26 protein-coding genes and 2 pseudogenes are annotated in these 26,159 nt (G+C 71.3%); 11 read left to right on the forward strand and 17 right to left on the reverse strand.

Annotated features, from left to right (window positions below):
- Positions 1–60: 60 nt before the first annotated feature.
- Positions 61–1,326, reverse strand: a complete 1,266-nt coding sequence (locus ACIRJT_RS00730; protein WP_403904381.1) for an MFS transporter — start codon at positions 1,324–1,326, stop codon at positions 61–63.
- A gap of 97 nt (positions 1,327–1,423) precedes the next feature.
- Between ACIRJT_RS00730 and ACIRJT_RS00735 the strand changes: the two genes are divergently transcribed.
- Both ACIRJT_RS00735 and ACIRJT_RS00740 read left to right on the forward strand, forming a co-directional pair.
- Positions 1,424–2,413: an ArsR/SmtB family transcription factor gene (locus ACIRJT_RS00735; protein ID WP_403902737.1), complete on the forward strand. Its 990-nt coding sequence runs from the start codon at positions 1,424–1,426 to the stop codon at positions 2,411–2,413.
- A 205-nt stretch (positions 2,414–2,618) separates the two neighbouring features.
- Complete coding sequence (locus tag ACIRJT_RS00740; RefSeq protein ID WP_403902739.1) at positions 2,619–3,206, forward strand: DinB family protein; 588 nt, start codon at positions 2,619–2,621, stop codon at positions 3,204–3,206.
- 262 nt (positions 3,207–3,468) lie between these two features.
- Here the strand turns inward: ACIRJT_RS00740 and ACIRJT_RS00745 are convergent, their stop codons facing one another.
- On the reverse strand, positions 3,469–4,146 hold the full coding sequence (locus ACIRJT_RS00745; protein WP_403902741.1) for a hypothetical protein: 678 nt from the start codon (positions 4,144–4,146) through the stop codon (positions 3,469–3,471).
- 153 nt (positions 4,147–4,299) lie between these two features.
- Between ACIRJT_RS00745 and ACIRJT_RS00750 the strand changes: the two genes are divergently transcribed.
- The 4 genes and pseudogenes from ACIRJT_RS00750 to ACIRJT_RS00765 form a co-directional block, all read left to right on the forward strand.
- Positions 4,300–4,677, forward strand: coding sequence for a nuclear transport factor 2 family protein (locus ACIRJT_RS00750; protein WP_389547361.1), 378 nt, complete (start codon positions 4,300–4,302; stop codon positions 4,675–4,677).
- A 378-nt stretch (positions 4,678–5,055) separates the two neighbouring features.
- Positions 5,056–5,436 (forward strand): hypothetical protein, encoded by a 381-nt coding sequence (locus tag ACIRJT_RS00755; protein WP_243316114.1) that lies wholly within the window; start codon positions 5,056–5,058, stop codon positions 5,434–5,436.
- A 365-nt stretch (positions 5,437–5,801) separates the two neighbouring features.
- Positions 5,802–6,122, forward strand: a complete 321-nt coding sequence (locus tag ACIRJT_RS00760) for a CPCC family cysteine-rich protein (RefSeq protein WP_109174342.1) — start codon at positions 5,802–5,804, stop codon at positions 6,120–6,122.
- Between the two features lie 37 nt (positions 6,123–6,159).
- Positions 6,160–6,534 (forward strand): annotated as a pseudogene (locus ACIRJT_RS00765) (transposase); the annotation flags it as partial.
- 41 nt (positions 6,535–6,575) lie between these two features.
- On the opposite strand, the gene ACIRJT_RS00770 reads toward ACIRJT_RS00765, so the two are convergent.
- The 5 genes from ACIRJT_RS00770 to ACIRJT_RS00790 form a co-directional block, all read right to left on the reverse strand.
- The gene (locus ACIRJT_RS00770) at positions 6,576–7,145 is read right to left on the reverse strand and encodes a hypothetical protein (protein ID WP_403904480.1); all 570 of its coding nucleotides are present in this window, start codon (positions 7,143–7,145) and stop codon (positions 6,576–6,578) included.
- 65 nt (positions 7,146–7,210) lie between these two features.
- Positions 7,211–7,642, reverse strand: coding sequence for a hypothetical protein (locus ACIRJT_RS00775; protein ID WP_403902744.1), 432 nt, complete (start codon positions 7,640–7,642; stop codon positions 7,211–7,213).
- Positions 7,643–7,778: 136 nt separating this feature from the next.
- Positions 7,779–8,255 (reverse strand): hypothetical protein, encoded by a 477-nt coding sequence (locus tag ACIRJT_RS00780; RefSeq protein ID WP_403902746.1) that lies wholly within the window; start codon positions 8,253–8,255, stop codon positions 7,779–7,781.
- 139 nt (positions 8,256–8,394) lie between these two features.
- Entirely contained in the window at positions 8,395–9,663 is a 1,269-nt protein-coding gene (locus tag ACIRJT_RS00785; protein ID WP_403902749.1) for a MarR family transcriptional regulator, read from the reverse strand.
- A 421-nt stretch (positions 9,664–10,084) separates the two neighbouring features.
- On the reverse strand, positions 10,085–11,554 hold the full coding sequence (locus ACIRJT_RS00790; RefSeq protein ID WP_403902751.1) for a DHA2 family efflux MFS transporter permease subunit: 1,470 nt from the start codon (positions 11,552–11,554) through the stop codon (positions 10,085–10,087).
- Between the two features lie 149 nt (positions 11,555–11,703).
- On the opposite strand from ACIRJT_RS00790, the gene ACIRJT_RS00795 reads away from it, so the two are divergent.
- The gene (locus tag ACIRJT_RS00795; RefSeq protein WP_403902753.1) at positions 11,704–12,372 is read left to right on the forward strand and encodes a TetR/AcrR family transcriptional regulator; all 669 of its coding nucleotides are present in this window, start codon (positions 11,704–11,706) and stop codon (positions 12,370–12,372) included.
- A gap of 19 nt (positions 12,373–12,391) precedes the next feature.
- A pseudogene (locus ACIRJT_RS00800) lies at positions 12,392–12,502 on the forward strand (methyltransferase); the annotation flags it as partial.
- A gap of 52 nt (positions 12,503–12,554) precedes the next feature.
- Here the strand turns inward: ACIRJT_RS00800 and ACIRJT_RS00805 are convergent.
- The 5 genes from ACIRJT_RS00805 to ACIRJT_RS00825 all read right to left on the reverse strand — a co-directional run bounded on the left by ACIRJT_RS00805 (position 12,555) and on the right by ACIRJT_RS00825 (position 16,781).
- On the reverse strand, positions 12,555–13,217 hold the full coding sequence (locus tag ACIRJT_RS00805) for a DUF6461 domain-containing protein (RefSeq protein WP_403902756.1): 663 nt from the start codon (positions 13,215–13,217) through the stop codon (positions 12,555–12,557).
- A 719-nt stretch (positions 13,218–13,936) separates the two neighbouring features.
- On the reverse strand, positions 13,937–15,103 hold the full coding sequence (locus ACIRJT_RS00810; protein WP_403902758.1) for an alanine--tRNA ligase-related protein: 1,167 nt from the start codon (positions 15,101–15,103) through the stop codon (positions 13,937–13,939).
- A gap of 289 nt (positions 15,104–15,392) precedes the next feature.
- The gene (locus tag ACIRJT_RS00815; RefSeq protein WP_403902761.1) at positions 15,393–15,653 is read right to left on the reverse strand and encodes a hypothetical protein; all 261 of its coding nucleotides are present in this window, start codon (positions 15,651–15,653) and stop codon (positions 15,393–15,395) included.
- A 65-nt stretch (positions 15,654–15,718) separates the two neighbouring features.
- The gene (locus ACIRJT_RS00820) at positions 15,719–16,123 is read right to left on the reverse strand and encodes a hypothetical protein (RefSeq protein ID WP_403902763.1); all 405 of its coding nucleotides are present in this window, start codon (positions 16,121–16,123) and stop codon (positions 15,719–15,721) included.
- The gene (locus tag ACIRJT_RS00825; protein WP_403902766.1) at positions 16,110–16,781 is read right to left on the reverse strand and encodes a helix-turn-helix domain-containing protein; all 672 of its coding nucleotides are present in this window, start codon (positions 16,779–16,781) and stop codon (positions 16,110–16,112) included. Before ACIRJT_RS00825 ends, ACIRJT_RS00820 begins: the two co-directional genes overlap by 14 nt.
- A 118-nt stretch (positions 16,782–16,899) precedes the next feature.
- On the opposite strand from ACIRJT_RS00825, the gene ACIRJT_RS00830 reads away from it, so the two are divergent.
- Entirely contained in the window at positions 16,900–17,568 is a 669-nt protein-coding gene (locus tag ACIRJT_RS00830) for a class I SAM-dependent methyltransferase (protein ID WP_403902769.1), read from the forward strand.
- 60 nt (positions 17,569–17,628) lie between these two features.
- Here the strand turns inward: ACIRJT_RS00830 and ACIRJT_RS00835 are convergent, their stop codons facing one another.
- Together ACIRJT_RS00835 and ACIRJT_RS00840 are read right to left on the reverse strand one after the other, a co-directional pair.
- Positions 17,629–18,165, reverse strand: a complete 537-nt coding sequence (locus ACIRJT_RS00835; RefSeq protein WP_403902772.1) for a VOC family protein — start codon at positions 18,163–18,165, stop codon at positions 17,629–17,631.
- 109 nt (positions 18,166–18,274) lie between these two features.
- Positions 18,275–19,375 (reverse strand): citrate synthase 2, encoded by a 1,101-nt coding sequence (locus tag ACIRJT_RS00840; RefSeq protein WP_403902775.1) that lies wholly within the window; start codon positions 19,373–19,375, stop codon positions 18,275–18,277.
- A gap of 420 nt (positions 19,376–19,795) precedes the next feature.
- On the opposite strand from ACIRJT_RS00840, the gene pdxH reads away from it, so the two are divergent.
- Complete coding sequence (gene pdxH / locus ACIRJT_RS00845) at positions 19,796–20,437, forward strand: pyridoxamine 5'-phosphate oxidase (protein ID WP_403902777.1); 642 nt, start codon at positions 19,796–19,798, stop codon at positions 20,435–20,437.
- A gap of 275 nt (positions 20,438–20,712) precedes the next feature.
- Here pdxH and ACIRJT_RS00850 read toward each other — a convergent pair whose 3' ends face one another.
- Positions 20,713–22,125 (reverse strand): phytase, encoded by a 1,413-nt coding sequence (locus tag ACIRJT_RS00850; protein WP_403902780.1) that lies wholly within the window; start codon positions 22,123–22,125, stop codon positions 20,713–20,715.
- Between the two features lie 353 nt (positions 22,126–22,478).
- On the opposite strand from ACIRJT_RS00850, the gene ACIRJT_RS00855 reads away from it, so the two are divergent.
- Entirely contained in the window at positions 22,479–23,897 is a 1,419-nt protein-coding gene (locus tag ACIRJT_RS00855; protein ID WP_403902783.1) for a PAS domain-containing protein, read from the forward strand.
- Between the two features lie 18 nt (positions 23,898–23,915).
- On the opposite strand, the gene ACIRJT_RS00860 is transcribed toward ACIRJT_RS00855, so the two are convergent.
- A complete protein-coding gene (locus ACIRJT_RS00860) occupies positions 23,916–25,178 on the reverse strand; it encodes a hypothetical protein (protein ID WP_403902786.1) in 1,263 nt (420 codons plus the stop codon).
- A 182-nt stretch (positions 25,179–25,360) separates the two neighbouring features.
- Positions 25,361–26,116: an SIS domain-containing protein gene (locus ACIRJT_RS00865; protein ID WP_007454120.1), complete on the reverse strand. Its 756-nt coding sequence runs from the start codon at positions 26,114–26,116 to the stop codon at positions 25,361–25,363.
- Positions 26,117–26,159: the final 43 nt, after the last annotated feature.

Genomic DNA, 26,159 nt, shown 5'->3' on the forward strand with positions numbered 1-26,159 from the left:
TCCGGGGAGCCACGGGGAATGCTCCGGACCTCGGTGCCGGGGGAGCCGCCGCCGACCAGGTCAGCGCCATGTCGTCGAGGCGGGCGGTCGCCAGGTGAGAATCCAGCCGGCGGTCAGCACCACCGCACCGCCCGCCAGGGCGATGGCGCCGCCGGCCCCCATGCCGGCGGCCACCGCGCCCGAGCAGACCGGTCCGACGCCCTGGAGCGTCATGCTGCCGGAGCCGAGCAGGCCGAAGGCCTGGCCCCGGCCGTCCTGCGGCAGGGCGTCCAGGAACGGGCGTTGCAGGCCGAGGCCGTAGGCGTATCCGAGGCCGCTGAGCAGCAGCAGACAGGACGAGACGCCCACCCCGGGCTCGGCGGCGAAGCCGATCAGAGGCAGACCCGCCAGCGCGACCAACGGGACCACCAGTCGCTCCCGGGCGCGGGGCCGCAGCAGCCGCCCCACCAGCAGGTCGCCGACCAGCATGCCGACCGGAAGGCAGCCCATCAGCACCGCGTACCAGCCGGGCGCGAATCGGCGTTCTCCCGCGTAGGCGACGATGAGGCCCTCCGCGCCCGCTACGAGCGCGACGGGTAGCCACTGGGCCAGCATCAGGCGTCGCACCGTGCGTCCGCGCAGCAGCAGGCCCGCACCCTGGAGGCTGGCACGGACGGCCCCGCCGTCCGCCCCGCCCTCGCCCCCCACGCTGCCGGGTGTGCCGCCGAACTCCCCCGGTAGCAGCCGGGGGAGCCGGATGCGGACAGCGAGCGCGCAGCCGAGGTAGAGGACGGCACTGACCGCGAGCGCCCGGCGTGGGCCGAGTGCCGCGACGGCCGCACCTCCCAGCGCCAGACCGAGCAACTGCGCGCCGGCGCCGACGATGTTGTTCAGCGAACGGCCCAGTACATAGGCGTCACCGTCCAGGCACTGGGCGACCAGCCGACTCGACGCGCCGTGGAACACCGGTGTGGCGAGAGAGACCAGCGCCACGACTCCGAGGCTCGCCGCGACCGGCATCCGCACCAGGGCGAGCAGCAGGGCGGTGGCGCACGTCACGGCGTAGCCACCGGTGATGAGCGCGCGGGGCGGCAGCCGGTCGGCCAGTGAGCCCAGCAGCAGCGAACCGAACAGCTGCGGGATGAAGCCGATGCCGAAGGCCACCGCGCTCAGTAGCGCGGAGCCGGTGGAGGAGAAGACCAGAACCGAGAACGTGGTGATCCGCAGCGCGTCCGCGGTGATCGCGACGGCGCGTGCCGAGAAGAGCAGCCGGAACCGCGGCTCGGCCAGCACCTCCCGGTAGGTGGCACGGTGGTTGCCCTGCGCGGGTTCGGCGGTTGGGGTCATCGGGGTCATGACGCGCAGCCTCGCTGTGCGACCACACCACCCACCAATGATTCGTCGCTGGACGAATCCGAACAACGGCCCGCGGTAGCGTGACAGGGTGCTGCGCTTCGAAGTCTCCGTCGAGGACCTGCTGCGCAGCCGCTTCGCACTGTCCCCGGCCATGGACCTGTGCTTCCTGCTGGGCTCGCTCGCCGGCCGGGACAGGCGACTGCCGCGAGCCTGGGCCACCCGGCTCCTGCCGGCCTTCGAACGGCTGCGCCGCGAGACCGAACTGGACGCCGCCCTCGCCCTGTACACCCCGCAGGGCGGACCGAACTTCGTCGCGCCGCCCCCGCGCGGCCTCAACCAGACCTGGGCGGACGACCTGGCCGTCATCCGGGCCACACCGCTGGAAGCGGCCCGCCACGAACTCGCCACCACCGCGACCGGCCCGTCCGCCCGTGATCCCCGCGTACGCGCGGTGCTGGACTCGACGGACGCCGTCCGCAGGATCGCCGAGGCGATGGACCGGGCGTGGTACGAACTGCTCGCCCCGGACTGGCCGCAACTGCGGGCGGTCTGTGAGCGCGACATCGTGCACCGGGTGGGGGTGATCGGCGAACACGGATGGGCCACGACCATCGAGAGCCTGCACCCGAGCATCACCTGGCACGACGGCGACATCGAGATCGGCCACTTCCCCCGAGTCGGAACGGTCCGCCTCGCCGGCGACGGGCTCCTGCTGATCCCTTCGGTCTTCGTCAGGAATATCGCCGCCCACACGGAGGACCCCTGGCCCCGGACCTTGATCTATGCCGCCCGCGGCACCGCCGCCCTGTGGGGCGAACCGGAGACCGTCCCGCAACCGGAAGCGCTGACCGCCCTGACCGCCCTGGTCGGCCGGTCCCGGGCCCGGCTGCTGCTGGCGCTGGACGCCCCGGCCAGTACCAGCCACCTCGCCCGGAGCCTCGCCATGGCACCCGGCGCGGTAGGAGACCACCTCGCCATCCTGCGGGGCGCGGGGCTGCTGGTCCGCGCCCGGTCCGGACGGTCGGTGCTCTACCGGCGTACCCCGCTCGGCGAGGCACTGGTCGCCGGCTCGGGCTGAGGACACAGACGGACACTGTTCTCGGACGAGGCTCGCGGGCGAGCTTCTCGGGTGGGGCTCTCGGGTGATGCTCTCGAACCAGATCAGGGCGGCGGCCATGCCCGGTCCAGGCGCTGCCCGTCACCTGCGGGCCCAACTGCCATTCGTCTGCCGGCCACTTGATGGATCTTGAGACGACGAGCAGCCCATGGCAGGCTCATGCCGCATGATCGATGAATTCGCGAAGGACAACCTGCACGTGAGACTGCGACGGGACCGCGAGGCGCTGCTCTGGAAGCTCGACGGCCTGTCCGAATACGACGCCCGCCGGCCGTTGACGGCGACCGGGACCAACCTCCTCGGCCTGGTCAAACACATGGCCAACGTCGAGGCCAGGTACTTCGGCGAGGTCTTCGACCGCCCCTTCCCGGAACCGCTGGCCCGGTGGGAGGACAACGACGGCAGCGATCAGTGGGCGGCCGAGGACGAGACCCGCGATCAGATCTTCGGGTTCTGCCGGCGCGCGTGGGAACACTCGGACGCGACGATCAACGAACTTCCGCTCGACACCCCCGGCCACGTGCCGTGGTGGCCGCAGCCTCACCACGACACGAACCTCTTCGCCGTCATGGTCCATGTCCTCGGCGAGTCCAACCGGCATGCCGGGCACGCCGACATCCTGCGCGAGCGCATCGACGGCCGGACCGGGATGCGCGCCGAACACGAGAGGCCGATCGACGAGGAAGCCCGTGCGGCCTACCGCGCGAAGATCGAGCGGGTCGCCCGGGCGGCCGCACCGGTCGAGGCTCACTGATCACCTCGGAACGCCGCCCGCGCAGCGGTCGAACGGTTCCGGGTCCGGACCGGTGTTCTGTGGCGCGAAGCGCCTGTTGAGTCATGCCGATCGTAGCGACCGCTGGACACCGCGGGGACTCGCCGCAGCGCGAGTCCGTGCTGGAGAAGGTCCGGCCGGTCAGGCCTTCTCGCGGTCGATCGCGCAGGGAGCGGTGGGTGGGTTGGGGAACACCAGCAGGGCAGAGGCCCGCCCTGCTATTATCGCGCAACCTCTCCGGTGCTCAGCCGCAGAGCGAGCCTGGCTCGGGGCGACGTCGTTGCCCCTCAGGGGTGAAGGTGAAGGCTTCATCGAAGAGTGCGTCGGCGAAGCGGACAGCGAGCAGAACCGGTTCGTCGAGCTCGTGCCATGTGGACCCGGCTGCCGTGGTGCTGCCATTCCAGAGATGGAAGAAGACCATGGGCTCCTCGGGGTCCTCCCCCAGGTAGCCCAGCGTCTTGCTGTACAGGGGGCTGTCCCCTCCGCACAGGATGGACGGGGGGCCGAACTCGGAGAGGACGTCTGCCCACGAGCGGTCCGTCCGAGCCCACTGGCGCACTCTTGCCCGCAGTGCGTGATGCTCGTCGGCGGCCAGAAGGCGATCAGGCCGGAGCCAGCCGCGGCGGTGCGCGAACTCGGTGTAGACCGAGGCGACGCAATCCTGGTCGTTGCCTCCCGGCATCAACTCCCCGAACATGCCGCCCAGACCGGTGCTGCTCCCGGACCCTCGGCTCGCCCAGGAGCGCTGCTCCTCAGCCCATACCTCGGGCTGGCATTCCACGAACAGCAGGTGGTTCACCAGCATCCACAGCGCAGCGTCACCCTGCGAGAACGTGCCGGGACGCCGGAGGGCGGAGTTCAACTGCTCGATGAGATAGGCGTGTATCTCGTCGACACCCGCAAGTGATCTAGTGGAGGACATACACAGAGCGTGCCCTACACCCTCGCACCCGGCGCCATAGGAACAGACAGAGGCCAGAACTCGAGCTAGTGCTGTGACCGGGATGGTTCACTGTGATCGGAAGACGGCTTACGGGGCGAGCGTGTTCCGCGAAACGACTGGTATTACTGGTGTATGCAGGAAGAAACCGCGCGGTCCGCGATCGACACGTTCATCTCCGCGTTCAACGCCTCGGACGACAGCTATGTGACTGCGCTCCTCTCCCAGGCGCTGACCTCGGACGTGGTCTTCTGGGGGCCGTTGGGCCGCAGCGAGGGGATCGAGGCGGTCGAGCGGTTCGTGCTGGACATCCGGCGCCACCCGGCGGGGACCGGCACGATGGTGCGCTGTTCGGCGGTGGACATGCCGGACGAGTGGGCCCGGTACCAGTGGGTCTTCACCACGCCGGATGGAGGCCCCCGCCTGGCGGGAACGGACGTCGTCCATCTGCGGCGGAGCCTCATCGACCAGGTCATCGTCTTCGCGGGGGAGATCGACCCGTCCGCCTCCTGAGTCGTCCTTCTCCTGAACCGGCCCCGTTCGGCCCTCCGGGGCTGCGGCTCGCAGTTGGTCGGGCCGCGGTGTCGAGGGGACGTCCGCCCCAACGGATGCCTGCCAGGGCGGTGCGGTCGTCTGTCCGGCGTCGTCCCGGATGTTGATTCCGCCGCTGCGGAGGGGGTGGCAGAATCGGAGCGATGCGGGCCCACAAATCGTCGGGCACGAGATCTCTGATCACGTCGAGATCGTGGCGGAAGAAGCCCGACCGGCGGGTCTGTTCACCAGTGAAATCGCTTGGTGAGTGTGAGCGGACAGCAGGGACTCTGCAGCGCGCCGTGATCTGAAACCCGACTTCTTGCTACTTGCTCGTTTCTGAGACTGGGGTGGGCGAACGTGCTCGTGGTTCTTGTTCTGGCAGCCGGGGCTGTCGTGTGGGCGGTAGCGCTGTCGGTGTCTGACGTGCGGAGCCGGCAGCGGCGGATCTCTCTGGAGGTTCCGTGTTCCGGGTACGGGCCGGGCCGGTTCTCCTCGGATGAGACGCGCTATCACTTGGGGCCGGTCGTGCACGAAGGGCGCGTGATAAAAGGCTCGCTCTACGGGAAGAAATTGCGGATCTCAGTCGGCCAGGCCGTGAAGGTGGAGCTCGACCCGCGAGAGCCGACCCGCATGTATCTGCCGGACACCATGCCACTGTTCGCACACAAGGTGGCAGCCCTTTTGTACGGAGGGCTGGGAATCGCCCTGATTGGGGCTGCGTTGGCGATCGGCATGTGAGCGCATCAGCACGACGGTCGGGGGTGGACCGGGGCGGTGCTCCGGCCACCACCTCCACGACGCGCTCGCTCCTGGCCGACTCTTCAGAGACGGCAGGCTCGGACATGTTTCCACCGAGAGCGACGGAGACCACGTCCGAGCCCGCAGCCAACGTCTGACTACGACGCTTCATTGTGAAACGGTCAGTTGGTCGGCGGACTCGAACGGGCTCTGTCGCCACGCCTCCACCTGTCGGACGGCCTGTCAGCTCCCATCCAACGGGCCCGCCATCCAACAGTGTGAACCGAAACCCGGTGAACCATCCAGGTCAGAGCACTAGGGCCTTTCGCTTGGATCATTGCGGCGAGGGCGGAATGATGTCGGCCATGGCCTCTGAAGAACCGTTCCCCAGTCTGTCGACCAACGCCGGTGACAGCCTCATCGCGTGCCCTTGCTGTTACCAGAAGACCTTGGAGGAACGGGCCAACTTCGAGATCTGTCCGGAGTGCGGATGGGAGGACGACGGCCAGGATGACGCGGATGCGCACATCGTGCGTGGTGGGCCCAACGGCAGGCTGAGTTTGAGACAGGCCCGGCTGGAGTACCTGGAGGATGCAGCCGAGGGGTGTGATGAGTCCATGACGCGCGGAGGTGAAGGGTTGTGGATCTCGGAGGCGCGACGTCAGATGCCGGACGTGGCTGAATAGATGGGCATCCGGCCACGATGTACCTCGTTGTCAGGTCATGTCGTCGACCGATGCGCAGTGGGCACGGATCGAGCCGTTGCTGCCTGACCGGACTCCGATACGGGGTGGCAGACGGCGGGATTATCGTGAGGTGATCGACGCGATTGCCTTCAAGTTCCGGACCGGAATGCAGTGGGTCCACTTGCCTGAGAAGTACGGCAACTGGCGAGGCGTTTACACCAGGCTGCGGACGTGGGTCCGCGACGGGACTTGGGAGCGGGTGTTCGCCGCCCTGATGGCCCAGGCCGACGCGGGTGACGCCCCCGCCTTCGCGGATGTCATGACGCGCTTGCGTGTTCCTCGCCCCACGGGACGGCCTCGGACCAGGCCGATCGTGGTCCTGGCCGATAAGGCGTACTCCTCACGCGCCATCGGTAGCCCGAGGTGTTCAGGTCTCTGTCCTGGGGTGGCGTTTTACCATTGGTGCCAAACTTCTGCGGGGGCAATGTCCCAAGAGGTACCTGCAATCGTCCCCGTATTGAAGAACAGGGCCCAGGTCAGGACCGTGTCACCAGCACGCTGGGCGCCCAGCTCGATCTCGAAGCCTTCAACGAACAGGTCACCTCCTGGGCTGGATTGGAGACCGAGGTCATGCTGGAGCGCATAGGCTTCCATGTCTCGGTAGAGCTCCGATGGCACGCGCCCGATCAGGCGGATCCCTTCATGGGTTACCTGCGGGCCGGCTAGGCCATCGACCAGTACACACGTCAGGCCCGCGCCTTCGATGAAGTAGCACTTCACCCCGCCTGGTCGGCTCCAGGCCACCGGTCTGGGCTTGAGGAACTCGACGCGCCACTGAGTACGGCCTGTCAAGTGCCAGCTCCCCATGTCCCTCTGTTCCGCGGCGAAGCCGTACGCCGCCATGGCGGTGATGGCCTCCTCCCGGTCCATCCCGAAGCTCAGCGGCCCAATGGTCTGACGTGGGAAATACGTCCACTGATCTCGCTCGGAGTCCCCGAGCACTGTCCAGTATTCCGTGTTCACAACCTGATGATCGTCTAAGCCGTCGCCGTCGGCACGCTCCGGTCGAAAGATCCGAAAGAAGTGCCCTAGACCTCCTCGTCCCGGGCCAGCTCCTGCCAGCGAATGCCGCGAAGCGCAAGGTCCGCGTCCTCGCCGGGCGGGACGTCCAAGCCGTTCTGGAACCAGACCACCGTGAGAGTGGAACGGTGCAGCACCGAGTCCAGCTCGGGGGCGACCGGTGTCGAGCGGAAAGAGCCGATGCAGGCGACGGAAGGCAGCACCTCGACGGGACCGAAGCCGCCGGGAGCCTCGTCCGGGTACTCGCGAGCCGGCGGAACCAGATGGACCGGCGTGGACGGAAACGCATGTTCAGCCTGCTGCTGGAGGCTGCTGACCTTCATGTCATTGACGAGCTTCCACGGGTAGCCCTCCAGGAAACCTCCATACGTCGAAGACATCCGCAGCTCGGTGAGCTCGATCGAGCGGCCCGACGAGAGGGCTATGTGGCTGAGCGACATATCAGCACCCTATGCGCGCTGGTCACTTCCGGTACACGGCCTGCTGACGGGAGCGACCTGAGCCGGGCCCCGTTCTCGTGAACAACCGGCGCTGCCTGCGTTACCGGCGCTGCCTGCGTTCAGGACAGGGCTGTCGCTATCGGAGCGGTCCTTGTTCGTCGATGAACACGGTGGGCGTGGACAGGAACACACCAGGGTCCACCGGCCCGTAGGCGATGTTGAACGTGTCCAGCCAGTACGACCAGCCCCGGATCCCCAGCGCACTGCTGAAGCGGTAGTTGAGTTGCCAGCGCACCCACTGGCCGGCGGCGAGCCGCACTGCCGGGGGCCGTCGCGGCCGGGGCGGCAGAGCGAACAGGGGCTGGACTCGGGGGAAGACCCGCAGTCGTCCGTCGGCTTCCCGAAGCTGGACATCGACTTCGCGCAGGTCTTCCTGGGTGCGAAGGGGCTCAAAGCCATCACGCTCATGCATACGAATCACGTGTGCGGAGGTGGCGGTCTCGGCAGGCGGGAGAGCGAAGCCGATCGGGGCCGCGTTCCTGCGTGAGGCAGCCTCCCCTCCCCGGGACTCCTTCGTCCAGGACGTCCGTATCCACTGGACGGTGATCTCCATGGCGTACCCCCGCGTGCCTCCGCCGAGTCGTCGAGGGGCTCACTCTAGATCGCTCGATCACCGGACCTGACCGGCGTCACGAACCAGTTCGTCACACCGCACCACGGTCTCAGATGGCGTGACGACACCCGCGTCGTTCTCAGGGAGCCTTGAGCAGGTCGCGGAGGCCGGTGATGTACGCCCCGATGTCGCGGGCGTCGGCCGGAACCTCGGCAGACCGGGGCGGGGACCCGGCCGACCCGGGGCGGTGGGCCTCGCGGCAGGGGCGGCAGAGCCCGTCCGGGAGGGCCTCGGGGCGTCCGGGGGCGCCGCAGTCGGTGCACTCCATCAGGACACGGCGGGCGGGTGCGCCGGGCGGGGCCTGCTCGGCGGGAAGCCGCGCCGGGATCTTGTCGGCGAGGCGGCGGCGGACGAAGCCGAGGGGGCTGTCGACCGTGGCGGGGAGCCCCGCGGTGAGGGCGGCGGTCAGGTAGTCCACGGTCACACCTCGGGCGAGCCATTCGGCGGCCTGCGCCTCCAGCACGGCGCAGTCGTCGGCGGACAGCCCCAGGCGATGATCCGTACGGCCGAGCCGGGCCAGGGCGAGGTAGGCGGGGGAGTGGTGAGGTGCCGGTGCTGTCGAGCCCGTCGAGCCCGTCGAGCCCGTCGAGCCCGTCGAGCCGGTCGGGTCCGTCGGGTTCGCCGGACCTGTCGGATTCTTTGCCGGGGCAGCTGTCTGGGCCGAGCCCGGCGCGGGTGCGGTGTCCGGAGATTCGGCCGGGGTGCGCTGGTGCGGTACGGAGGTGGGGGCCGGGGCCTCCGCAGGCTCTGCGGCCCCCGGGGCGGCGTCCGCGTGAGGTGGCTCCGGCGACTCCCGGACGGCTTCTCCCCGGAACCCCTCCGGCGGCGCGGAAGGCGGCGGGCCTTCGGCCGGAACCCAGGGTGGCGGCAGTGCTGCGTCTGGAACGGCCGCAACTGTTACGGGGGCAGGGGCAGGGGCAGGGGCTGGGGCTGCGGCCATGGCGGCCTTCTCGGTGGCGAGGTAGGTGTTCCACCACTCGTTGTCGCGTGCCGTGCGCGACCAGAAGGTGCGGAAGACCCAGCGCATCTCGTCGCCCGCGCCGACCGCGCACCGCACGCGCCGCAGATGCCCGGCGACGGACAGAGCCGTCAGCGCGGTGGAGATGGCCTGCTGTCCGTAGAGCGGAAGCTGCTTCGCGAGGGTCTTCACGCTCATCGCGGCGCCCTCGGGGAGGTGGTCGACGAACCCGGCGACGTACCGCTCACGGGTCGGCAGGAGAGCGAAATCATGGCGCGCACGGGGAAGTTGATCCGGTGCGGAGCGTTTGCCGTAGCCGGGCTTGGCCATCGGGTACGCGGCGGAGTGTGCGGGGGCGTGCAGGGCGGAGCTAGGGTGCTGGGTAGCCAAGGGATCGTCTTTCTGGGTTATCGATCTTGCGGTGAGACCCCGGCCTGGTGTGGCAACACCGGTCGGGGTCGTTTGGTTCTCGCACCGTAAGCAGTCGTGACGCTGTGCCGCAAGCTGTCACGATTAGTCATACTTGCTGGCCGTGACAGGGCAGGGAGGTAGGGGAGGTTTCCCCAAACCCCTATTTCTCCCTGCCGGTTAAAGAAGGCGCTCGAACCACGGGTCCCGCATCCCGACGCCCGAGCCCCGGCACCCGAGCTTCGGGCCGGAGGCCCGCTCACGTACCCCCGGAAGAGTGACCCGACCAGAGGGCTAGAGGGCGCGGGCGCGCTGGGGCCGGGCCCGCACGTGGCGCGGCCCCGGCCTTCACTACCGCGATTTCGGTGCGCGTCGTCAGTTCTGATTCTTCACCGGTAGGCCGCTATGGGTGCGCCATGGCGGAGCCGTCGGCGGACGATGCCTCGGCCTGCACCGCGGTCGGGGCCTCGGGGCGGCCGGGCAGCAGCGGAGAGGCGGCCAGAATCACCAGGGTGATGGCGAAAACGAACCAGTAGGCACCCTGGAATCCACCGATCCCGGCGGCGTCGCCGGCCGCGGCACCACTTCCGACGGCCGCCAGGATCAGGGCGACACACGCGACCCCGAGCGCGCCGCCCAACTGGTTGAGGTTGTAGACGACGGAACTGCCCTGTGGCACCTTCTCCGGTGGCAGCGTCCGGTACAGCGAACCCATGGTCGGCGCGCCGACGCCGCCCAGGCCCAGGCCGACGGCGAACGCGGCCAGCACGGACCACACTTCACCGCTGTCCGCGCCGATACGGGTGAGGCCGACCGAGGCGAGCGCCGCCACGACCGCACCGCCGCGTACGAGATTGCGCGCTCCCAGCCGGTCGCTGAGGCGGCCGGCGAGAGGCATGGCGAGCGCCGATCCCAGGCCCAGCGGCGCCACCAGCAGTCCGGCCGCGCGGGCGCCGTGCCCGTGCAGCACCTGGTAGTAGAGCGGCAGGGCGAACAGGACGGCGAACGTGGCCAGTCCGACGAGCCCCTGCACGGTCACGCTCGCGGCGAAGCTCCGGCTGCTGAACAGTCGGATGTCGATCAGCGGTTCGGTGCGGCGGGCTCGCAGCGCGTGGATCACGTACCCGACGAGCAGCGCGACGCCCAGGGCCAGTGGGATGAGCACGGAGGGCACGGCGAACCGGGCGCGCTCGCCCGCCTCCGTGAGGGCGAGCAGGATCGCCGCGAGACCGGGAGCCATCAACAGGGCGCCGACGATGTCGAGACGAGGCCCTGATCCGCGCGTGACGGGCGGGCCGGCCGGGATCACCCGCAGCGCGAGCAGGACCGCGACGATCCCGATGGGCAGGTTGATGTAGAACATCCAGCGCCAGCCCATGGATTCGAGCACGACCCCGCCCAGCACGGGCCCGAGGACCGGCCCGAGCGACAGGACCACGCCCATCATGCCCATCACGCGCCCCGCACGGCTGGGGCCCGCCGCACGGGCCAGGATCACCAGGACCAGCGGGTCGACGACACCGGCGCCCACACCCTGGACGGCCCGGAAGGCGACCAGGCTCTCCACGTTCCAGGCGAGGGCCGAGGCGAGTGAACCGACCAGGAAGAGCACCAGTCCGAACAGCCAGAGCTTCCTGACCCCGAACCGGCCGACCGCCCAGCTCGTGACGGGAATGGTGACCGTGAGCGCCAGCAGGTAGCCGGTCGTCGCCCAACTGATGGAACTCAGAGAGGTGGTGAACTCCGCCGCGAGGGTGTCGGCCGCAACGGTGACCATCGTGCTGTCGAGGATCCCCATGATCCCGCCCAGCAGGGTCACCCCGATGAGCCGTAACAGCCCGGGATCCAGCCGGTCATCTCTGACTTGAGACATCACTTTCCAACTCCGTTGAGAGCGACACGCGAGCACTTGTTGAACCGGGCGGTTCAATGTAACGACCCGCCAAGACCTGTTGCAACCAACACGACCAAAGAATTGAACCGCACGGTTCATCTATGGGGTTGGCGCGGTACGATGGCCGCGTGGACGGATCCAAGACCTCGAACGCGAGCAGACGCGAGGCGCCGCGCGGGCGCATCGACAAGCGGCAGGCGATCCTCGAAGCCGCGTTCAGGACGTTCGCCCGTGAGGGATACGGACAGTCCTGCGTACGGGAGATCGCGGCCGAGGCGGGCGTGGCCAAGCCCACCATCTACAACCACCTCGGGGACAAGGAGACGCTGTTCCGCGAGGCGATGCTGGCCGCCGGCGGCCGTACGAGCGGCGCGGGGCTCGGAGCGCTCGAACAGCTCCGGGAGCCTGACGGTGACGTGCGCCCCATGCTGGAGGAAGCCGGCCACCGCATTCTGAAGAACCACTGCGACCCGGAGTCCCAGGCGCTGCGCTGGCTCCTCACCGCGGAAGCGGCGCGGTTTCCCGACCTGTTGGAGACCATCCAGCGCGAGAGCGAGCAGCGCCTCCACGACGCGCTCGCCGACCGCCTGGCACGCTTCGTGCTCTCCGGGCGCCTGCACACCAGCGACCCCGACCTGGCCGCCGAGCAGTTCCTCGCGCTGCTCACGGGCCCGATGACGCTGCGCACCCGGCTGGGCACGCGCAAGGTGTCCGACGCCGAACTGCGCGCCGTGGGGCGGGCCGCGGTCGACACGTTCCTGCGCGCCTACGCTCCCCGGGTCGTGGACTCTCCGTAGAGGCTCAGGACGGGATGACGAGGCTGTGGGACGGCCCGACGCCGAGCAGTTCGGGCTCACCGTGACCGACCGGGGCCGGCACGTCTGGCTCCGGGACCCGGCCGAGGACACCCGGCCCGGCAGGGCGTAGCGTCGGCCGGCCGCAGGTCGTGGCCCAGGGCGGCGAACGACGATTCTGCCGTTCAGGACCATCCACTTGAAGGGCCGAAATCCAGGACGGTCCCGGTCGGAACCGTCCCCTCGCCCGCGTAGGCAGGGCCCGGCGGTGCCGCTGGTGTGTCGTCCTCGGCGAGCGTCAGGCTGGGCCAGGGCCCGGCGAGGATCGCGTCGTCCAGGACGATGCCGAGGTGGTCGAGCACGAGGGCCACCACCGGGGCCACCCCGGAGCCCTCGCCTGCGTGTGCGGCGAGCGCCTCGTCCACCCGATCCCACCAGGGGCCGAGCGGTTCGGACCGACTGTGCTCCATGCCCGGCTCGAAATACTCGACGCACTCACCGTCGCGCCAGTGCTGGAACACGTCGATGCCCTCGGTGGTCGCCACGCTGTACGTCTCAGTCCCCTTGGACAGCTTCGCGAGCGATTCTTCCCGGCAGCCGATGCCGCCTTCCTCCTCGACGCAGAAGGCCCATTCACCGATCCTGCCGGCCCGTAGCAGCGAGACCGTCCCGTGGTCCGATGCGCCCGAGGGCAGATCCGAGGCCGCGTCCCAGTCGAGCAGGCGCGCCCGCTCCGGATCGGCGCCGTAGCGGGCGAACACCTCCTCGGGGCCGAGACCGCGGATGAAAGTAGCGCACATCCAGGCCTTCGCCCAGTCCAGCGAACCCGCGTCCGCGTCTGCTCCCATGATCTGCCTCCGTCATCCGCACCTGGCGTCGTCTGTCAGGAGCGAGCCTTTCGGGACCCCGCAGTGTGCCAAAGTCCTGCGAAAGTGCCCGGATCATGATGCCTGTCCGTGCGGCAGGCCAGTGCAGGCGACGTTGGCCCTGGGGCGCGTTTCGAAAGTCCCGCCTGCTCGACGACGCCTGGCCCTTCCCCAAGCTCTCGGCCTCGCTCGAGCAGGGGCGGCCCCATCCCTCGCCGCGTTGTCGGGATCACCCCGATACAGCCGGTATCGGGGCGGCCCTCCGCCGTGCGATCGCACGCACCGGACGCCGCCGAGCCCGCCCTCCGGGCGGACGGCGCTACTTTCGAAACACGCCCCAGTGCGATCTTGATTGAGCACGACAGGTGGCCAGTTGGCGCGCGGCTTTGGGCAGTCCGAGCGTTCGCGGCCCCATGGGCTCGGGCAGCCCTGGTGGGCCGGGCCCTGCTCCGGCGCGCTCCCGCCCGCGCCCTCGGCTCCACGGCGTCGGCGGATCGCCGTACGGTTCACACCGTGCTGCCCCGGGCCACGATCTGTCGCAGCACAGGCACGCTTGAGTTCTTGGAGCACAACGGGTTGGGACTCGCCCTCGGCTCCGCACACGGACAGGCTCTGCCACCACATCCCCAGCGGTCAGAACGGATATCACCGCACGTCCAACCGCTGGAACCGTGGTGGCGGTGGCGGTGCGCTTCACGTCCTCACTCCCGGCGCAGGCTCTCCACCAGCTCGCGGGGCAGCCCATGGGTGTCGTGGAGGTAGTGGAAGTCCTCCTCGGTCAGGGGACCTTGGAACCGGGGTTTGGCGAGCACTCCTCGGCCGCGCTCCAGGAGGCGGCGGAACCGGTGCTCCTCTTCGAGCAGCGTCCGGAGCACATCACCCGGGCGCATGTCCTGCCGGAAGTGGTCCCCTGTGTGCTCGACCAGTTCGTGCGGCAGGTCCCCGACGCTGCGCGAGGGATCGGCGCGCCACAGCACGGTGAGTACCCGTCGTACCAGGCGGCGCAGCACGTAGCCGCGCCCTGTGTTGGCCGGGCGTACGCCGTCGCCGAGCACCACGACGGCCGAGCGCAGGTGGTCGCAGACCAGGCGCAGTGAAGGTTCGTCCAGCGGCCACAGGGCGGGCACCAGATGGCGCCAGGGGTCGAAGACGTCGCATGCGAAGACGGACGACTTGCCCTGGAGCAGCGAGGCCAGCCGCTCCAGGCCGAGGCCGGTGTCGACGTTGCGCTGGGGGAGGGGGACGAGGGAGCCGTCGTCGAGGCGGCGGTGGGTCATCGTGACGTGGTTCCACACCTCGACCCAGCGGTCGTCGAGGGTGGGCGTCGACCGCGGCGGGCCGTCGCCGGTCCACAGGAAGATCTCCGAGTCGGGGCCGCAGGGGCCGACCGAGTCGTTGGGCCACCAGTTGTCCTCCACGGTGAGTTCCACGGGGACGCCCAGGCCCTGCCACAGGTCGACGGAGGCCGTGTCCGGCCCTGTCCGTCCGTCCCCGGCGAAGGCGGTGGCGTGCAGCAGACCGGGGTCGATGCCCAGGCCCTCGGTGAGCAGCCCGTACCCCCAGTCGAGGCTGAGCGGGCCCTCGTAGTCGCCCAGCGACCAGGTGCCGAGCATCTCGAAGACCGTCAGGTGGGTGGCGTCCCCGACCTCGTCCAGGTCCGTGGTGCGCAGGCAGCGCTGTACGTTCACCAGCCGCCGGCCCAGCGGGTGGGGGCGGCCCTCCAGGTACGGCGTGAGCGGGTGCATGCCGGAGGTGGTGAAGAGCACGGGGTCGCCGTCGGGCGGCAGCAGGGTCGAGCCGGTGATGCGGCGATGGCCGCGCTCCTCGTAGTACTCGACGAACGTGTTGACCAGTTGGTCCGTACGCATGGGTGTGGCTCCTTCGCGTTGCGGCGGGGAGGCACCGGAGAACGGGACCGTTCGGTCACCCGGCCGGGGCCAGAGGCTCCACGGCACTGCCGACGGACCGTTTCCGGTCGCCGGGGGGAGAGAAGGTCAGGCGGCGGCAACCGGCGAGCTGGTCGCTCGCGCGGTCGCGGTGGTGCGTGGGCCGGTGACGTTCATACGGACGACGATAGCGCGGCTCCGCCGCCGGAGCACGCGGATTTCCCGGCCCTGCGCCCCGGCCGACGCGACCACCTCGCGGAGGGGCGGCGGGTCAGCTCGTGACCAGCCGCGGTCGCGCGAAATCCGTGTTGTCCACCACCGCGTCCATCCTCGGCAGCGGGTCCACCTCCCTGAGGCAGAGGCGCTCCGCCACCAGGTAGCGGTCGCGGTGGATCGCCTCCGCGTCCGAGCCCGCCCAGTTCTGGTCGCGTTCCGCGCCCCGGCGTACGGAGAGTTCGGCGTCCACGTCCATCCAGATGCGGACGTCCCAGTACGTGTCGATCTCGGGCCGGAACGCGAAGACTCCGTCCACGATCAGGACCGAGTCCGGGGCGAGCGGGGTCGTCTCCGTCGCGTGGTTCTTCTGCGTGAGCGGGTCTATGAAACACAGCGTGCAGGATGTGCTGCCTCCGGGTTCCGGCAGGGGTCCAGCAGCAGGCGGCGGGCCGCGTCGTAGTCGTACGCGTTGCGGTAGTAGCCCTCGCCCGACTCCCGGTCGTACAGGTGGCGGTCCTTCCACGGGTTCTTGAAGTCGTCCAGCGTGGCCCGGAGCACCGGGCGGCCCGACGCCGCGATCTGCGCGGCCAGTTCGTGGCCGAAGCTCGTCTTTCCCGCTGCCGTGAAGCCGTCGATGCCCACGAGCAGGCGGCCCGGACCGGCGGTCAGGATGCGTTCCGCGAGTGCTTCGGTCAGGGCGCTGCGCTCGGCCGACGCCGTAGCGGGGCAGGGCTGTTGCCAGGTCGAGGGGGAGTGGCGTACGGATGCCGCGTCAGTGGGGCGCATCGGTTGATCCTCCCAAAGGCCCCTGGTGGGCCCGCAGGTGGGCCCGTTCGCCCTGGTGGCCGAAGAGGACGAGGAGTTCCACCGTCCGGTCGTCGTCGGGGCCGAGCCAGTGCGGCACGTGGGTGTCGAACTCGGCCGCCTCGCCGGGCTTCAGGACCAGGGTGCGTTCGCCCAGGATCAGGCGCAGCCGGCCGGCCAGGACGTACAGCCACTCGAAGCCCTCGTGGGTCCGCAGGGTCGGTTCGGTGTCCGGACCCGGCGGGATCAGCAGCTTGTGGGCCTGGACGCCGCCGGGGCGGCTGAGCGGTACGTAGGTGAGGCCGTCGCGGGTGACCGGGCGGAGGTGGATGCGCGGGTCGCCCGTGCGGGGCGCGCCCACCAGTTCGTCCAGCGGTACCGCGTGGACCTCCGCCAGCGGCAGCAGCAACTCCAGCGTCGGCCTGCGCGTGCCGCCCTCCAGACGGGACAGGGTGCTCTCATTGATCCCGGTCCGCTCGGCCAGCTCGGCGAGCGTCATCCCGTGCCTGCGCCGCAGTACGCGGAGGCGGGGACCCACCGCGGCCAGGACGTCGTCCTTGGGCTTCCTGGTGTCCTTGGGCGTCCGTCCTGCTGTGTCTTCCGAGTCTGCTGTGTCTGCTGTGCCTTCGCCGGGTGCCATGTCTGCCAGGTTGCCGAAACGGCATGGGAGCTTGCAAGGGAGGCAGGCCGCAGCGCACCTTCCTGTCCAGTGGGCGGCTCGTCCGGAGCGGCCTCCACGGGCATGAAAGGGAACAGCGATGAGCAGCGACACCACCGGTGCCACCGGCGCCACCGACTCCGCCGCCTTCTGGGAGAACCACTACGCCGGCGTCGACGCGCAGTGGGGCACCCGCCCCAACGCCGTACTCTCCGAGGTCGTCACCGCTCTGGCCCCCGCACCGGGCGACGGGGGACGGGCGCTGGACCTGGGGTGTGGGCACGGCGGCGACGCGCTCTGGCTCGCCTCGCTCGGCTGGGACGTCACCGCCGTCGACGTCTCGGCGACCGCCCTGGGCCGGGTCGCCGCCGGAGCCGCCGCGGCAGGGCTCGCCGACCGGGTCCACCCGAGCCGGCACGACCTGGCCCGGTCCTTCCCCGACGGGACCTTCGGTCTGGTGACCGCCAGCTATTTCCACACCCCTGTGGAGATCCCCCGCGAGCAGGTGCTCCGGCGCGCCGCCGAGGCCGTCGCCCCCGGCGGCCTGCTCGTGCTGGTCGAGCACGCCTCGCTCGCCCCCTGGTCCTGGCGGGACGGCCACGAGGACGTACGCTTCCCCGCCCCCGACGACGTGCTCGCGTCCCTGCGGCTCGGCGACGCATGGCGGACCGAGCGGTGCCACGCGCCCCGGCGGACCGCCACCGGACCCGGCGGCGAGACCGCGACCGTGACCGACAACGTCATCGCCGTCCGTCGCGACCGCGACTGAAGACGTCCTCCGAAACCACGGCCGGGGCCGTCCGTCGCGACCACGACCCGGCGCCGCCCGCTACGCCGACGTGTCCGGCTCCGCCTGCCGTGCCGGCCCGCGCGGGTCAGGAGAGGCCACCGCGTCCTCGGCCGTCACCCGGTCCTGCCCGGCGATCTCCCGGGTCTGCTCCGCCACCCACTCGGGGCTGATCGCCGGAGGCTCGCCCGGCAGCTTGTCGCTCACGAACAGGCAGAACGGGTGGCCCACCGGGTCGAACATCACCCGTACGTCGGGCTGCGGCTGGAACTCCGCAGGTGTGGCGCCCTCCGCCACCGCGTGGGCCACGCCTGCCTCCAGGTCGGTCACCTCGAAGTCCAGGTGCAGCATCATCAGCTGGTCGCCGGGGGATGCGGGCCAGACCGGGGGGACGTACGGCTTCGCGGTCTGGAAGCCCAGGCCCGAGCCGCCGCCGGGCGGGAGGAGCTTGACCCAGCCGGGCTCCTCCTGCACCGGCTCCCACCCGAGGAGCCGGCGGTAGAAGTCCGCCAGTTCCACCGGGTCCGGGGCGTCGAGCACCGTGCTGGACAGGGTCAGGGTCGGGCGGGGCGTGGTCACGGTGAGCCTCCTCGTGCCGAAGGTGTGCCGATGCGCCTACCCCGTGGCGTCCGCGCCTACCCCGTCGCGTCGCACCCACCGGCCGGGCCCCGACGCTGCCCCGACCGGCTCATCGCACGATGTCGTCGTACCCGTCGATCTCGCGCGGGTCCCGCGTCCCCGGGCCGATGTACGTCGCCGAGGGGCGCACCAGGCGGCCCGTGCGCTTCTGCTCCAGGATGTGCGCCGACCAGCCTGCCGTACGGGCACAGGTGAACATCGACGTGAACATGTGCGCCGGGACCTCCGCGAAGTCCAGCACGATCGCCGCCCAGAACTCCACGTTCGTCGCCAGGACGCGATCCGGACGCCGCGCGTGCAGCTCCTCCAGTGCGGCCTTCTCCAGCGCCTCCGCCACCTCGAAGCGTGGGGCGGCCAGCTCGCGGGCCGTGCGGCGCAGGACACGGGCACGGGGGTCCTCGGCGCGGTAGACGCGGTGGCCGAAGCCCATCAGGCGCTCGCCCCGGTCCAGTGCCTGCTTCACGTACGCGCTCGCGTCGCCCGTACGCTCGATCTCCTCGATCATGCCGAGGACCCGGGACGGGGCGCCGCCGTGCAGCGGGCCCGACATCGCGCCCACCGCGCCGGACAGGGCGGCCGCGACGTCCGCGCCCGTCGAGGCGATGACCCGGGCCGTGAACGTCGAGGCGTTCATGCCGTGCTCGGCCGCCGACGTCCAGTACGCGTCGACCGCCTGCACGTGCTTCGGGTCCGGCTCGCCGCGCCAGCGGATCATGAACCGCTCCACCACCGACTGCGCCTTGTCGATCTCGCTCTGCGGCACCATCGGCCGCCCCTGGCCGCGCGCCGACTGGGCGACGTAGGACAGCGCCATCACGGCCGCTCGCGCCAGGTCGTCGCGGGCGGTCGCCTCGTCGATGTCCAGCAGCGGCTTCAGGCCCCAGACGGGCGCCAGCATCGCCAGGGCCGACTGCACGTCGACCCGGATGTCACCGGAGTGCACGGGGATCGGGAACGGCTCGGCGGGCGGCAGCCCGGGGTCGAACGCCCCGTCCACCAGCAGGCCCCACACGTTTCCGAACGAGACGTGGCCGACGAGATCCTCGATGTCGACCCCGCGGTAACGGAGCGAACCGCCTTCCTTGTCCGGTTCGGCGATCTCCGTTTCGAACGCGACGACTCCCTCAAGACCGGGTACGAAGTCGGACATCAGGCGGCTCCCTCAGTTCGGCGGGCGGCGGGCGGCGGGCGGCGGGCAGCGTGCTGTGGTCGGGCGGCCGTGGCGTACGCGGAGCACGTGCGTCAAGGCTGCTGTGTGCGAAGGCCGCTGCTGTGCGAAGGACTCCCCAGGACACAGGGGCCTGCCCCAAGATATTGGCGGGTTCCCACGGAGCGGGGAAGCGTGACATCCGGCACAGGGGTCCCTTTCGACGGCGCGTGATTACGGGCCCTCCCCGCCGGGCACACTGGGCTGCTGCGGCAGGATGGGCCCGTGACCACACCAGATCACTCCGTGCCGAATCCGGATCATGCTGTGCCCGCACCGGATCACGCCGCCCATCATCAGGCTCCTTCCGCCGGGCCCTCCCGTAAGCCCTCCCCTACCGATTCCACCACCGATCCGGCGGCGATGCGCGAGCAGTACCGCTCGGAGGACTTCACCGAGCGTGACCTCAGCCCCGATCCGATGGACCAGTTCGCCCGCTGGTTCCGCCAGGTCGCCGTCGGCGGGGTGCTGCACGAGCCCAACGCGATGATCGTCTCCACCGCCGCTCCGGACGGCCGCCCGTCCTCGCGCACCGTGCTGCTCAAGCAGTACGACGACCGGGGCTTCGTCTTCTTCACGAACTACGACTCCCGCAAGGGCCGCGAGCTGGCCGCCAACCCGTACGTCTCGCTGCTGTTCCCCTGGCACCCGATGGCCCGCCAGGTCATCGTCACCGGCACGGCCCTGCGCACCTCCCGCGAGGAGACCGTGGGCTACTTCCGCACCCGCCCGCACGGCTCCCGGCTCGGCGCGTGGGCCAGCGCCCAGTCCACGGTCGTCGGCTCCCGCGAGGAGCTGATCCGGCGGTACGAGGAACTGGCCGCCCGCTACCCCGAGGGCGAGAAGGTCCCGGCCCCGCCGCACTGGGGAGGCTTCCGGGTGGTGCCCGAGACCATCGAGTTCTGGCAGGGGCACGAGAACAGGCTGCACGACCGGCTGCGGTACGTGAGGGAGGGCGACGAGCCGGGCGTCGGAAAATGGCGGGTGGAGCGGCTCTGCCCGTGATCCTCACTCCGCGAGGGCCTGCGGGGGCCGGGAAACGCAGAAACCCGCAGGCTCTGGTTCCTCCGTGCACAGAGGAGCCGGCCGGACTTACCGGCGAGCCTGCGGGTCGGTGACTGCTGGGGATTGGCCGGCGTCCGGCCTGCACTGCAGAAAGAGTGCGACGACGGGCGTCAGCCCGCAGTCACCTCACGAGTCCGAGAAGAAATCACTTCCGGAACACCTCCTTTCCTGTGTGCCCACAGCCTAGGAGCGCCCCGGATCGCGCTTCAACCGATTTATTCGGTGACTTCTTCCGCGCCGGTTCTTCCACCGGCGCCCGTGAGGCCCAGCGCTCCCCGCACCTTCCTCAGATCGACGAACTTGAAGCCGGTGGCCTCCCGTTCGTCCTGCGCGGGGGCGGCGCTGCCGTCCTGGACGACGAGCAGGCCGCCCGGGTACCGGCTGCCGAGCGGCTCGTTGAGCACCGCCGCGCCGTCGCAGACCTCGGCCCCGTCCAGCGTCGCCGAGGCCGCCGTCACGCGGAAGCCACCCGCGTACACGGGAACGGTCCCGTTCTCGCGGCCGGTCCCGTTCTCACGGCCGGTCCGGCGGGCGTACGCGGCGAAGGTGTCGTCGCCCTGGCTGGAGGCCAGCAGATAGCGGTCGCCGTTCCGTTCGGGGAGCAGGGTCAGCCCCTCCACGTCGGCCGAGAGACGGGTGCCGCCGAAGCCCGGGTCCTTCCCGGGGGCGCACTCCTCGCTCTCCTCGTCGTACGTCCCCGGCACGCCGTACTCACGGACCCTGTCCACCAGCACCGGCTTCCCCCGCAGGTCGGCGGGCATCCGCCAGATGCCCACGTCCTCCTGGCCGGCGTAGAGCGTGCCGTCCGCCGGGTCGACCACCATCCCCTCGACCTGGGGCAGTTCGCCCGGTTCGCCGCAGGGCGTCCAGGACGTGCCGTCGGGCAGCCGGAACGCGGAGGGCAGGTCGAGGCTGCGGACCTTGCGGTACGTCACGGTGCCGGACCGGGTCGGGAGCAGCTCCAGCAGCGCGACCGACGTGCGGTTGCGCCGGCTGGCCAGGGCGTACGAACGGCCGCTGCGGCGGTCCGTCCAGGTGGCCAGGCCGTACGCCGTCGTCTGCTCGTTCACCTCGTCCTGATCGGCGGAGAACACCCGGGGCGCCGCCGGGTCGGTGACGTCGGTCAGCGGGCCGCCCGGCCGGGACGGGTCGATGCGGTGGATACGCAGCCGGTCGTGGCCCCGGTCGGAGGTGACGGCCAGGTCCGCCGTCCGGCCCGGGGACAGCCGCAGTCCGTGCACCAGGTCGACGTTGTTGAAGCGGCCCGGGGCGTCGTCGGGGCCGGGCGCGGAGGGGGCGGGCAGCGACTGCACCAGGCGGGCGTCCAGACCGTAGACCCGCAGCCCGCCCTCCTTGGCGGTGGCGATCACCAGGCTGTCGTCCGGGGCGGCGGGATCGCGCCAGATCGCGGGATCGTCCGCGTTGGCGTTGCCGCCCTGCTCGTCGTCGTACAGCGTGGCGGTCTCGGCGCGCGGGGTGACGGCGGGGAGCGGCCGGGGGCCGTCCTGCCGGGCGGCGGGAGCGGCAGGTGCGGCGGGCGCGGGGGCGGCGGCGACGAGTGTCGCGAGCGCGGCGCAGACGGCGAGGGTGGTCGCCGCCGTCGGACGTGCGGTGCGGAAGGGCGTCACGGAGGGACTCCTTGCGGTCGAGGGGCGGTCGAGGGGCGGAGGAACGGGCGGAATGAGGCGTGGGCGAGGGCGACCCAAGGCTGGGCGTGCCCGGTGGACTCCGTATGACGTCGTCGTCACGCGGGGCCGTGCCTCCGGTGAACTCCGCGCGGCGGAGGGGGTGATGGGCCCCGGGCGCTGTTGCGGTGTGGCGTGAAAGCGATGGTGGGGGCGATGCGGAATCCACGGGGAGAGAAATGATTTCGGTGAAGTTGATGTGTGCTGGGTCACGTTCGAGTTGAATGGTCTGACGTGCGGCAATACACGCGGCGACGCGTGGGCAAACGGCGGACACGTGTCGCGGGGGGTGCGGAGTGGGTGCTTCCAGGAGCAGCGGGACCACCGACGAGCTCGGGCCGGACGAGGATTCCGGCGGCGGGCCCCCGGGGTGCTCCGCCGACCCCGGGCCGCCGGTCGGCGAGGGCGGGGTCCCCGGCGAGCCTGCCGGGTCCGAACTGCTGGCCGCGCTGCTCGACGGCATGGACGCCGCGCTCTGCGCGTTCGACGCGGACGGCACGGTCACCCACTGGAACCGCGAGGCCGAACGCGTCCTCGGCTGGACGGCGCGCGAGGCCGTGGGGCGGGCCGGCTTCGCGGGCTGGGCGGTGCGCCGGGCCGACGCGGACGAGGTGCGGGCGCGGCTGATGTCGGCCATGGACGCGCCGGGGCGGCAGGTGCACGAGTTCGCCCTGCTGCGCAAGGACGGCGGCCGTGTGCTCGTGCGGACCCAGTCCGCCGGGGTGCGCGGGGCGGACGGGAAGCCGGCCGGGGTCTACTGCGCGTTCAGCGAGGTCCACGCCCAGATCGACCTGGAGCGGGCCATCGCGCTGAGCGAGGCGCTGCTGGAGGACGCGTCCTGGGGCGTGGTCCTCGTCGACGTCGACCTGCGCCCGACGGTCGTCAACGCGTACGCGGCCCGCGCGCTAGGCGGGGGCCGCACCACCCTCCTCGGCCGTCCGCTCGGCGAACTGGTGGTCCAGGGCGTCGAGGAGCTGGAGGCGGCCCTGCACCATGTGCTCGCCGAAGGCGCCCCGAGCGCTCCGGCCGAGGTGTGGGTGACCCTGCGGACGGCGGAGGGCGAACGCCGCCGGTGCTGGCGCAGCGGATTCCTGCGGCTGGCCTCGCCGTTGACGGAGGAGCCGGTCCCGCTCGGGGTGGGGTGGCTGTTCCGGGACGTCACCGCCGACAGGCTCGCGGAGCAGGAGGCCGACCGGCTGAGGTTCCGGACGAGCCAGCTGCACCGGGCCGCCCGCACGGCCTCCGAGTGCGAGGACCCGATGGAGGCGGCGACCTCCCTGCTGGACTTCGCGCTCGCCGGGTTCGCCGACCACGTCCTGGTCGACCTGGTGGCGGGCGAGCGCCTGGTGCGCACGGCCGCCACCCCCTTCGACGCCCCCGGCCCCTGCCTCCCGGTGTCCGGCGGCGCCATCCCGGCCCGTTACGAACCCGGCCACCCGGCCCTCCGCTCCGTCGAGCGCACCGGCACCGTCCGTACGAGCGCGGCCGCCGGGGACGCCGCGCGGGCCTGGGCCGCGGAACGGCGCTGGCCCCGGGACGCGGCGCACGCGCTCTGCGCGGTGCTCCGGAGCCGGGGCCGGACACTGGGCGTGCTGACGTTCCTCCGCGCGGCGAACCGGTCCGCCTTTGAACGTACCGACGCGGCGTACGCGGAGACGGTCGCGGCCCGGGTCGCGGGAGCGGTCGACCTGGCGCAGGCGACGGCGGGGGCGTAGCCGGGCCCCCGCCGCGCCTCACCCGCGCCTGCGGCGGCTGCCCGCCCCGGCCCGCCCGGGCTCCCGGGGCGCGGCAGGGGCGACGCTCTTCCCGATGGTCTCCGCGAGCGCCCCGTAGTACTTCGCCGGCCGGGCCTCGAAGTCCGCCCAGGTGGCCAGTTCGTCCGCGTCCGTGTCCGGGCCGCGCAGCAGGTCGACCGACGCCTGGGCGAATCGCTCCTCCAGGCACTCCCGTTCGGTCTCGGCCAGCACGAGGCGCAGTTTGTTCACCGCCGACACGGCGTTGTCCCGCTCGTACGGCGAGGTCCGCAGCATCTCCCGGACCCCGGAGGCGGGTTCGGCGGCGATGAGCAGTGGTTCCAGCCGCGCCGCCAGCTCACCGCCGACCCGTGCCGCGTGGCGTGCGCCCGGGCCGGCGTCCACGAGCACCTGGAGTGCGGCGAGCAGCGCGGTGGTGCGCGGTTCCGGGCCGGCGTCGAACCGGACCGTCACTTCCCGGCCCACCGCGTCGGCCGTCCGACGGGCCGCGGCCACCGTCTGCTCGGCCATGTCCCGTTCCATGCCGAAGAACTGGGCCAGCGCCCACGTCCCGGCGTCGAGCACGTCCCGTACGGTGCGGACGCCGCCCTGCTCCAGCTCCCCGGCCCGCAGCCGCTTCTCCGCCAGGCCCCGCATCCGGCTCACCGGAATCCGGCCCAGCTTCCCGTCCACCAGCTCCTGGTGCAGCGGCGCCCAGGCCGCCCGTACCGCTTCCACGGCCCGGCGGTGGTCCTGCGCCACCAGCTCGGCGGCCTCCTTGAGCCGGGTCGCCCGGCGGACCAGCCTGGGGCGCACGCCGCGCGCCCGGCGCAGCGAGCGGACGTTGCCGCCGACGACGGCGACGACCGTCAGGGGCAGTCCGATCATCACGAGGGCGTCGGAGAGGTCGATCCGCGCGTCGTCGGCCGCGGCCTCCTCCTCCAGGGAGTACAGGTCACCCTTGTCGGGTCCGTCGGCGAGCACCCACCCCGTGTCCCAGCCGAAGCCCCGGTCGTCGTAGTGCGGCGCCTTCAGCGTGGTGTCCCGCTCGGGATCGCACCGGTAGGTCCCTTCGAGCTCGCCGGCCCCGTACGGGTCGACCCAGGTCACGGTGCACGCGCCGTCCGGCTTCTCGTCGAGCACCGTCAGCTCGACCTGCTTCAGCTCGGGAAAGGCCGGCGCGGTCGCGTACAGGACCGCCGACCAGGTGATCAGTGCCAGTCCGAGGGCCAGCACCCACCTGAACACGGGGATGTGTCTCACCCCGCCCCCCTCCGAACTCTCGCCGGCGGGCCGCCCCTGCGCCCCGCGTGCTCAGCTTGAGCCGGGGGAGTGCGGAAGGACAAGGACAGGAACAGGCAGTGGTCGGGAGCCGCCGCCTGCCTGCTTCCGGCAATCTGCTTCCGGCAATCCGGTCCGGGCGGTCAGCGGCGGTACCCGGGCGGTCAGTGGCGGTAGAAGATCCGGTCCCGGTACTCCGTCATGACCCGGCCGTTCCACTCGTGGCCGCCGTCGACGTTGCCCGAGCGCAACATCGGCGGCTCGACGCCGCGGGCCACCAGCTGCTCGACGGCGGCGGCCAGCATCGCCTGCATGATCGCGCTGGTCACCACGGTCGAGGCGGGGGCGAAGGGGGCGTCGACGCCGGGAGCCGTCAGCTCCGCGTCGCCGATCGCGATCTTGCTGTCCAGGACGATGTCGCAGTGGTCGCGCAGGAAGCCGCCCGACGCGTGCCGGGAGCGGGTGCTCTCCGCGTACGCGACCGAGGTGAGGCCGATGACCTTCAGCCCGAGGGCGCGGGCGTTCTGCGCCATCTCGACCGGCAGGGCGTTGCGCCCGGACAGCGAGACGATCACCAGGAGGTCCCCGGCGGTGGCGGGACTGGAGTCCAGGACGGCCGAGGCGAGCCCGTCCACCCGCTCCAGCGCCGAGCCGAGCGTGGCGGGCATGACGTCCACACCGACCACGCCGGGCACGGTGAGCAGGTTCATCAGGGCCAGGCCGCCCGCGCGGTAGACGACGTCCTGTGCGGCCAGCGAGGAGTGGCCCGCGCCGAAGGCGAAGAGCCTGCCGCCGGACTCGACGGTGTCCGCGACGGCCGCGCCGGCGGCGGCGATGCTGTCCGCCTCCTCGTCCCGCACCCGCGTCAGCAGGCCGATGGCCGCATCGAAGAACTGACCGGCCAGCTTGCTGTCGCTCATCGGGAGAGCCCTTTCGGCGGGGATGGGGACGGGGTGGTACGGG

It is taken from the genome of Streptomyces sp. NPDC102283 (assembly GCF_044766265.1).
Taxonomy (GTDB): domain Bacteria; phylum Actinomycetota; class Actinomycetes; order Streptomycetales; family Streptomycetaceae; genus Streptomyces.

Excerpts from the sequence above, each read along its gene's own strand:
- ACIRJT_RS00790 (WP_403902751.1), bottom strand. The coding sequence starts at position 11,554 with ATGTCTCAAGTCAGAGATGACCGGCTGGATCCCGGGCTGTTACGGCTC.
- ACIRJT_RS00740 (WP_403902739.1), top strand. The coding sequence starts at position 2,619 with ATGATCGATGAATTCGCGAAGGACAACCTGCACGTGAGACTGCGACGG.
- pdxH (WP_403902777.1), top strand. The coding sequence starts at position 19,796 with ATGCGCGAGCAGTACCGCTCGGAGGACTTCACCGAGCGTGACCTCAGC.
- ACIRJT_RS00820 (WP_403902763.1), bottom strand. The coding sequence starts at position 16,123 with ATGCGCCCCACTGACGCGGCATCCGTACGCCACTCCCCCTCGACCTGG.
- ACIRJT_RS00750 (WP_389547361.1), top strand. The coding sequence starts at position 4,300 with ATGCAGGAAGAAACCGCGCGGTCCGCGATCGACACGTTCATCTCCGCG.
- ACIRJT_RS00805 (WP_403902756.1), bottom strand. The coding sequence starts at position 13,217 with ATGGGAGCAGACGCGGACGCGGGTTCGCTGGACTGGGCGAAGGCCTGG.
- ACIRJT_RS00825 (WP_403902766.1), bottom strand. The coding sequence starts at position 16,781 with ATGGCACCCGGCGAAGGCACAGCAGACACAGCAGACTCGGAAGACACA.
- ACIRJT_RS00775 (WP_403902744.1), bottom strand. The coding sequence starts at position 7,642 with ATGTCGCTCAGCCACATAGCCCTCTCGTCGGGCCGCTCGATCGAGCTC.
- ACIRJT_RS00745 (WP_403902741.1), bottom strand. The coding sequence starts at position 4,146 with ATGTCCTCCACTAGATCACTTGCGGGTGTCGACGAGATACACGCCTAT.
- ACIRJT_RS00840 (WP_403902775.1), bottom strand. The coding sequence starts at position 19,375 with ATGTCCGACTTCGTACCCGGTCTTGAGGGAGTCGTCGCGTTCGAAACG.
- ACIRJT_RS00730 (WP_403904381.1), bottom strand. The coding sequence starts at position 1,326 with ATGACCCCAACCGCCGAACCCGCGCAGGGCAACCACCGTGCCACCTAC.
- ACIRJT_RS00760 (WP_109174342.1), top strand. The coding sequence starts at position 5,802 with ATGGCCTCTGAAGAACCGTTCCCCAGTCTGTCGACCAACGCCGGTGAC.
- ACIRJT_RS00865 (WP_007454120.1), bottom strand. The coding sequence starts at position 26,116 with ATGAGCGACAGCAAGCTGGCCGGTCAGTTCTTCGATGCGGCCATCGGC.
- ACIRJT_RS00780 (WP_403902746.1), bottom strand. The coding sequence starts at position 8,255 with ATGGAGATCACCGTCCAGTGGATACGGACGTCCTGGACGAAGGAGTCC.
- ACIRJT_RS00810 (WP_403902758.1), bottom strand. The coding sequence starts at position 15,103 with ATGCGTACGGACCAACTGGTCAACACGTTCGTCGAGTACTACGAGGAG.
- ACIRJT_RS00830 (WP_403902769.1), top strand. The coding sequence starts at position 16,900 with ATGAGCAGCGACACCACCGGTGCCACCGGCGCCACCGACTCCGCCGCC.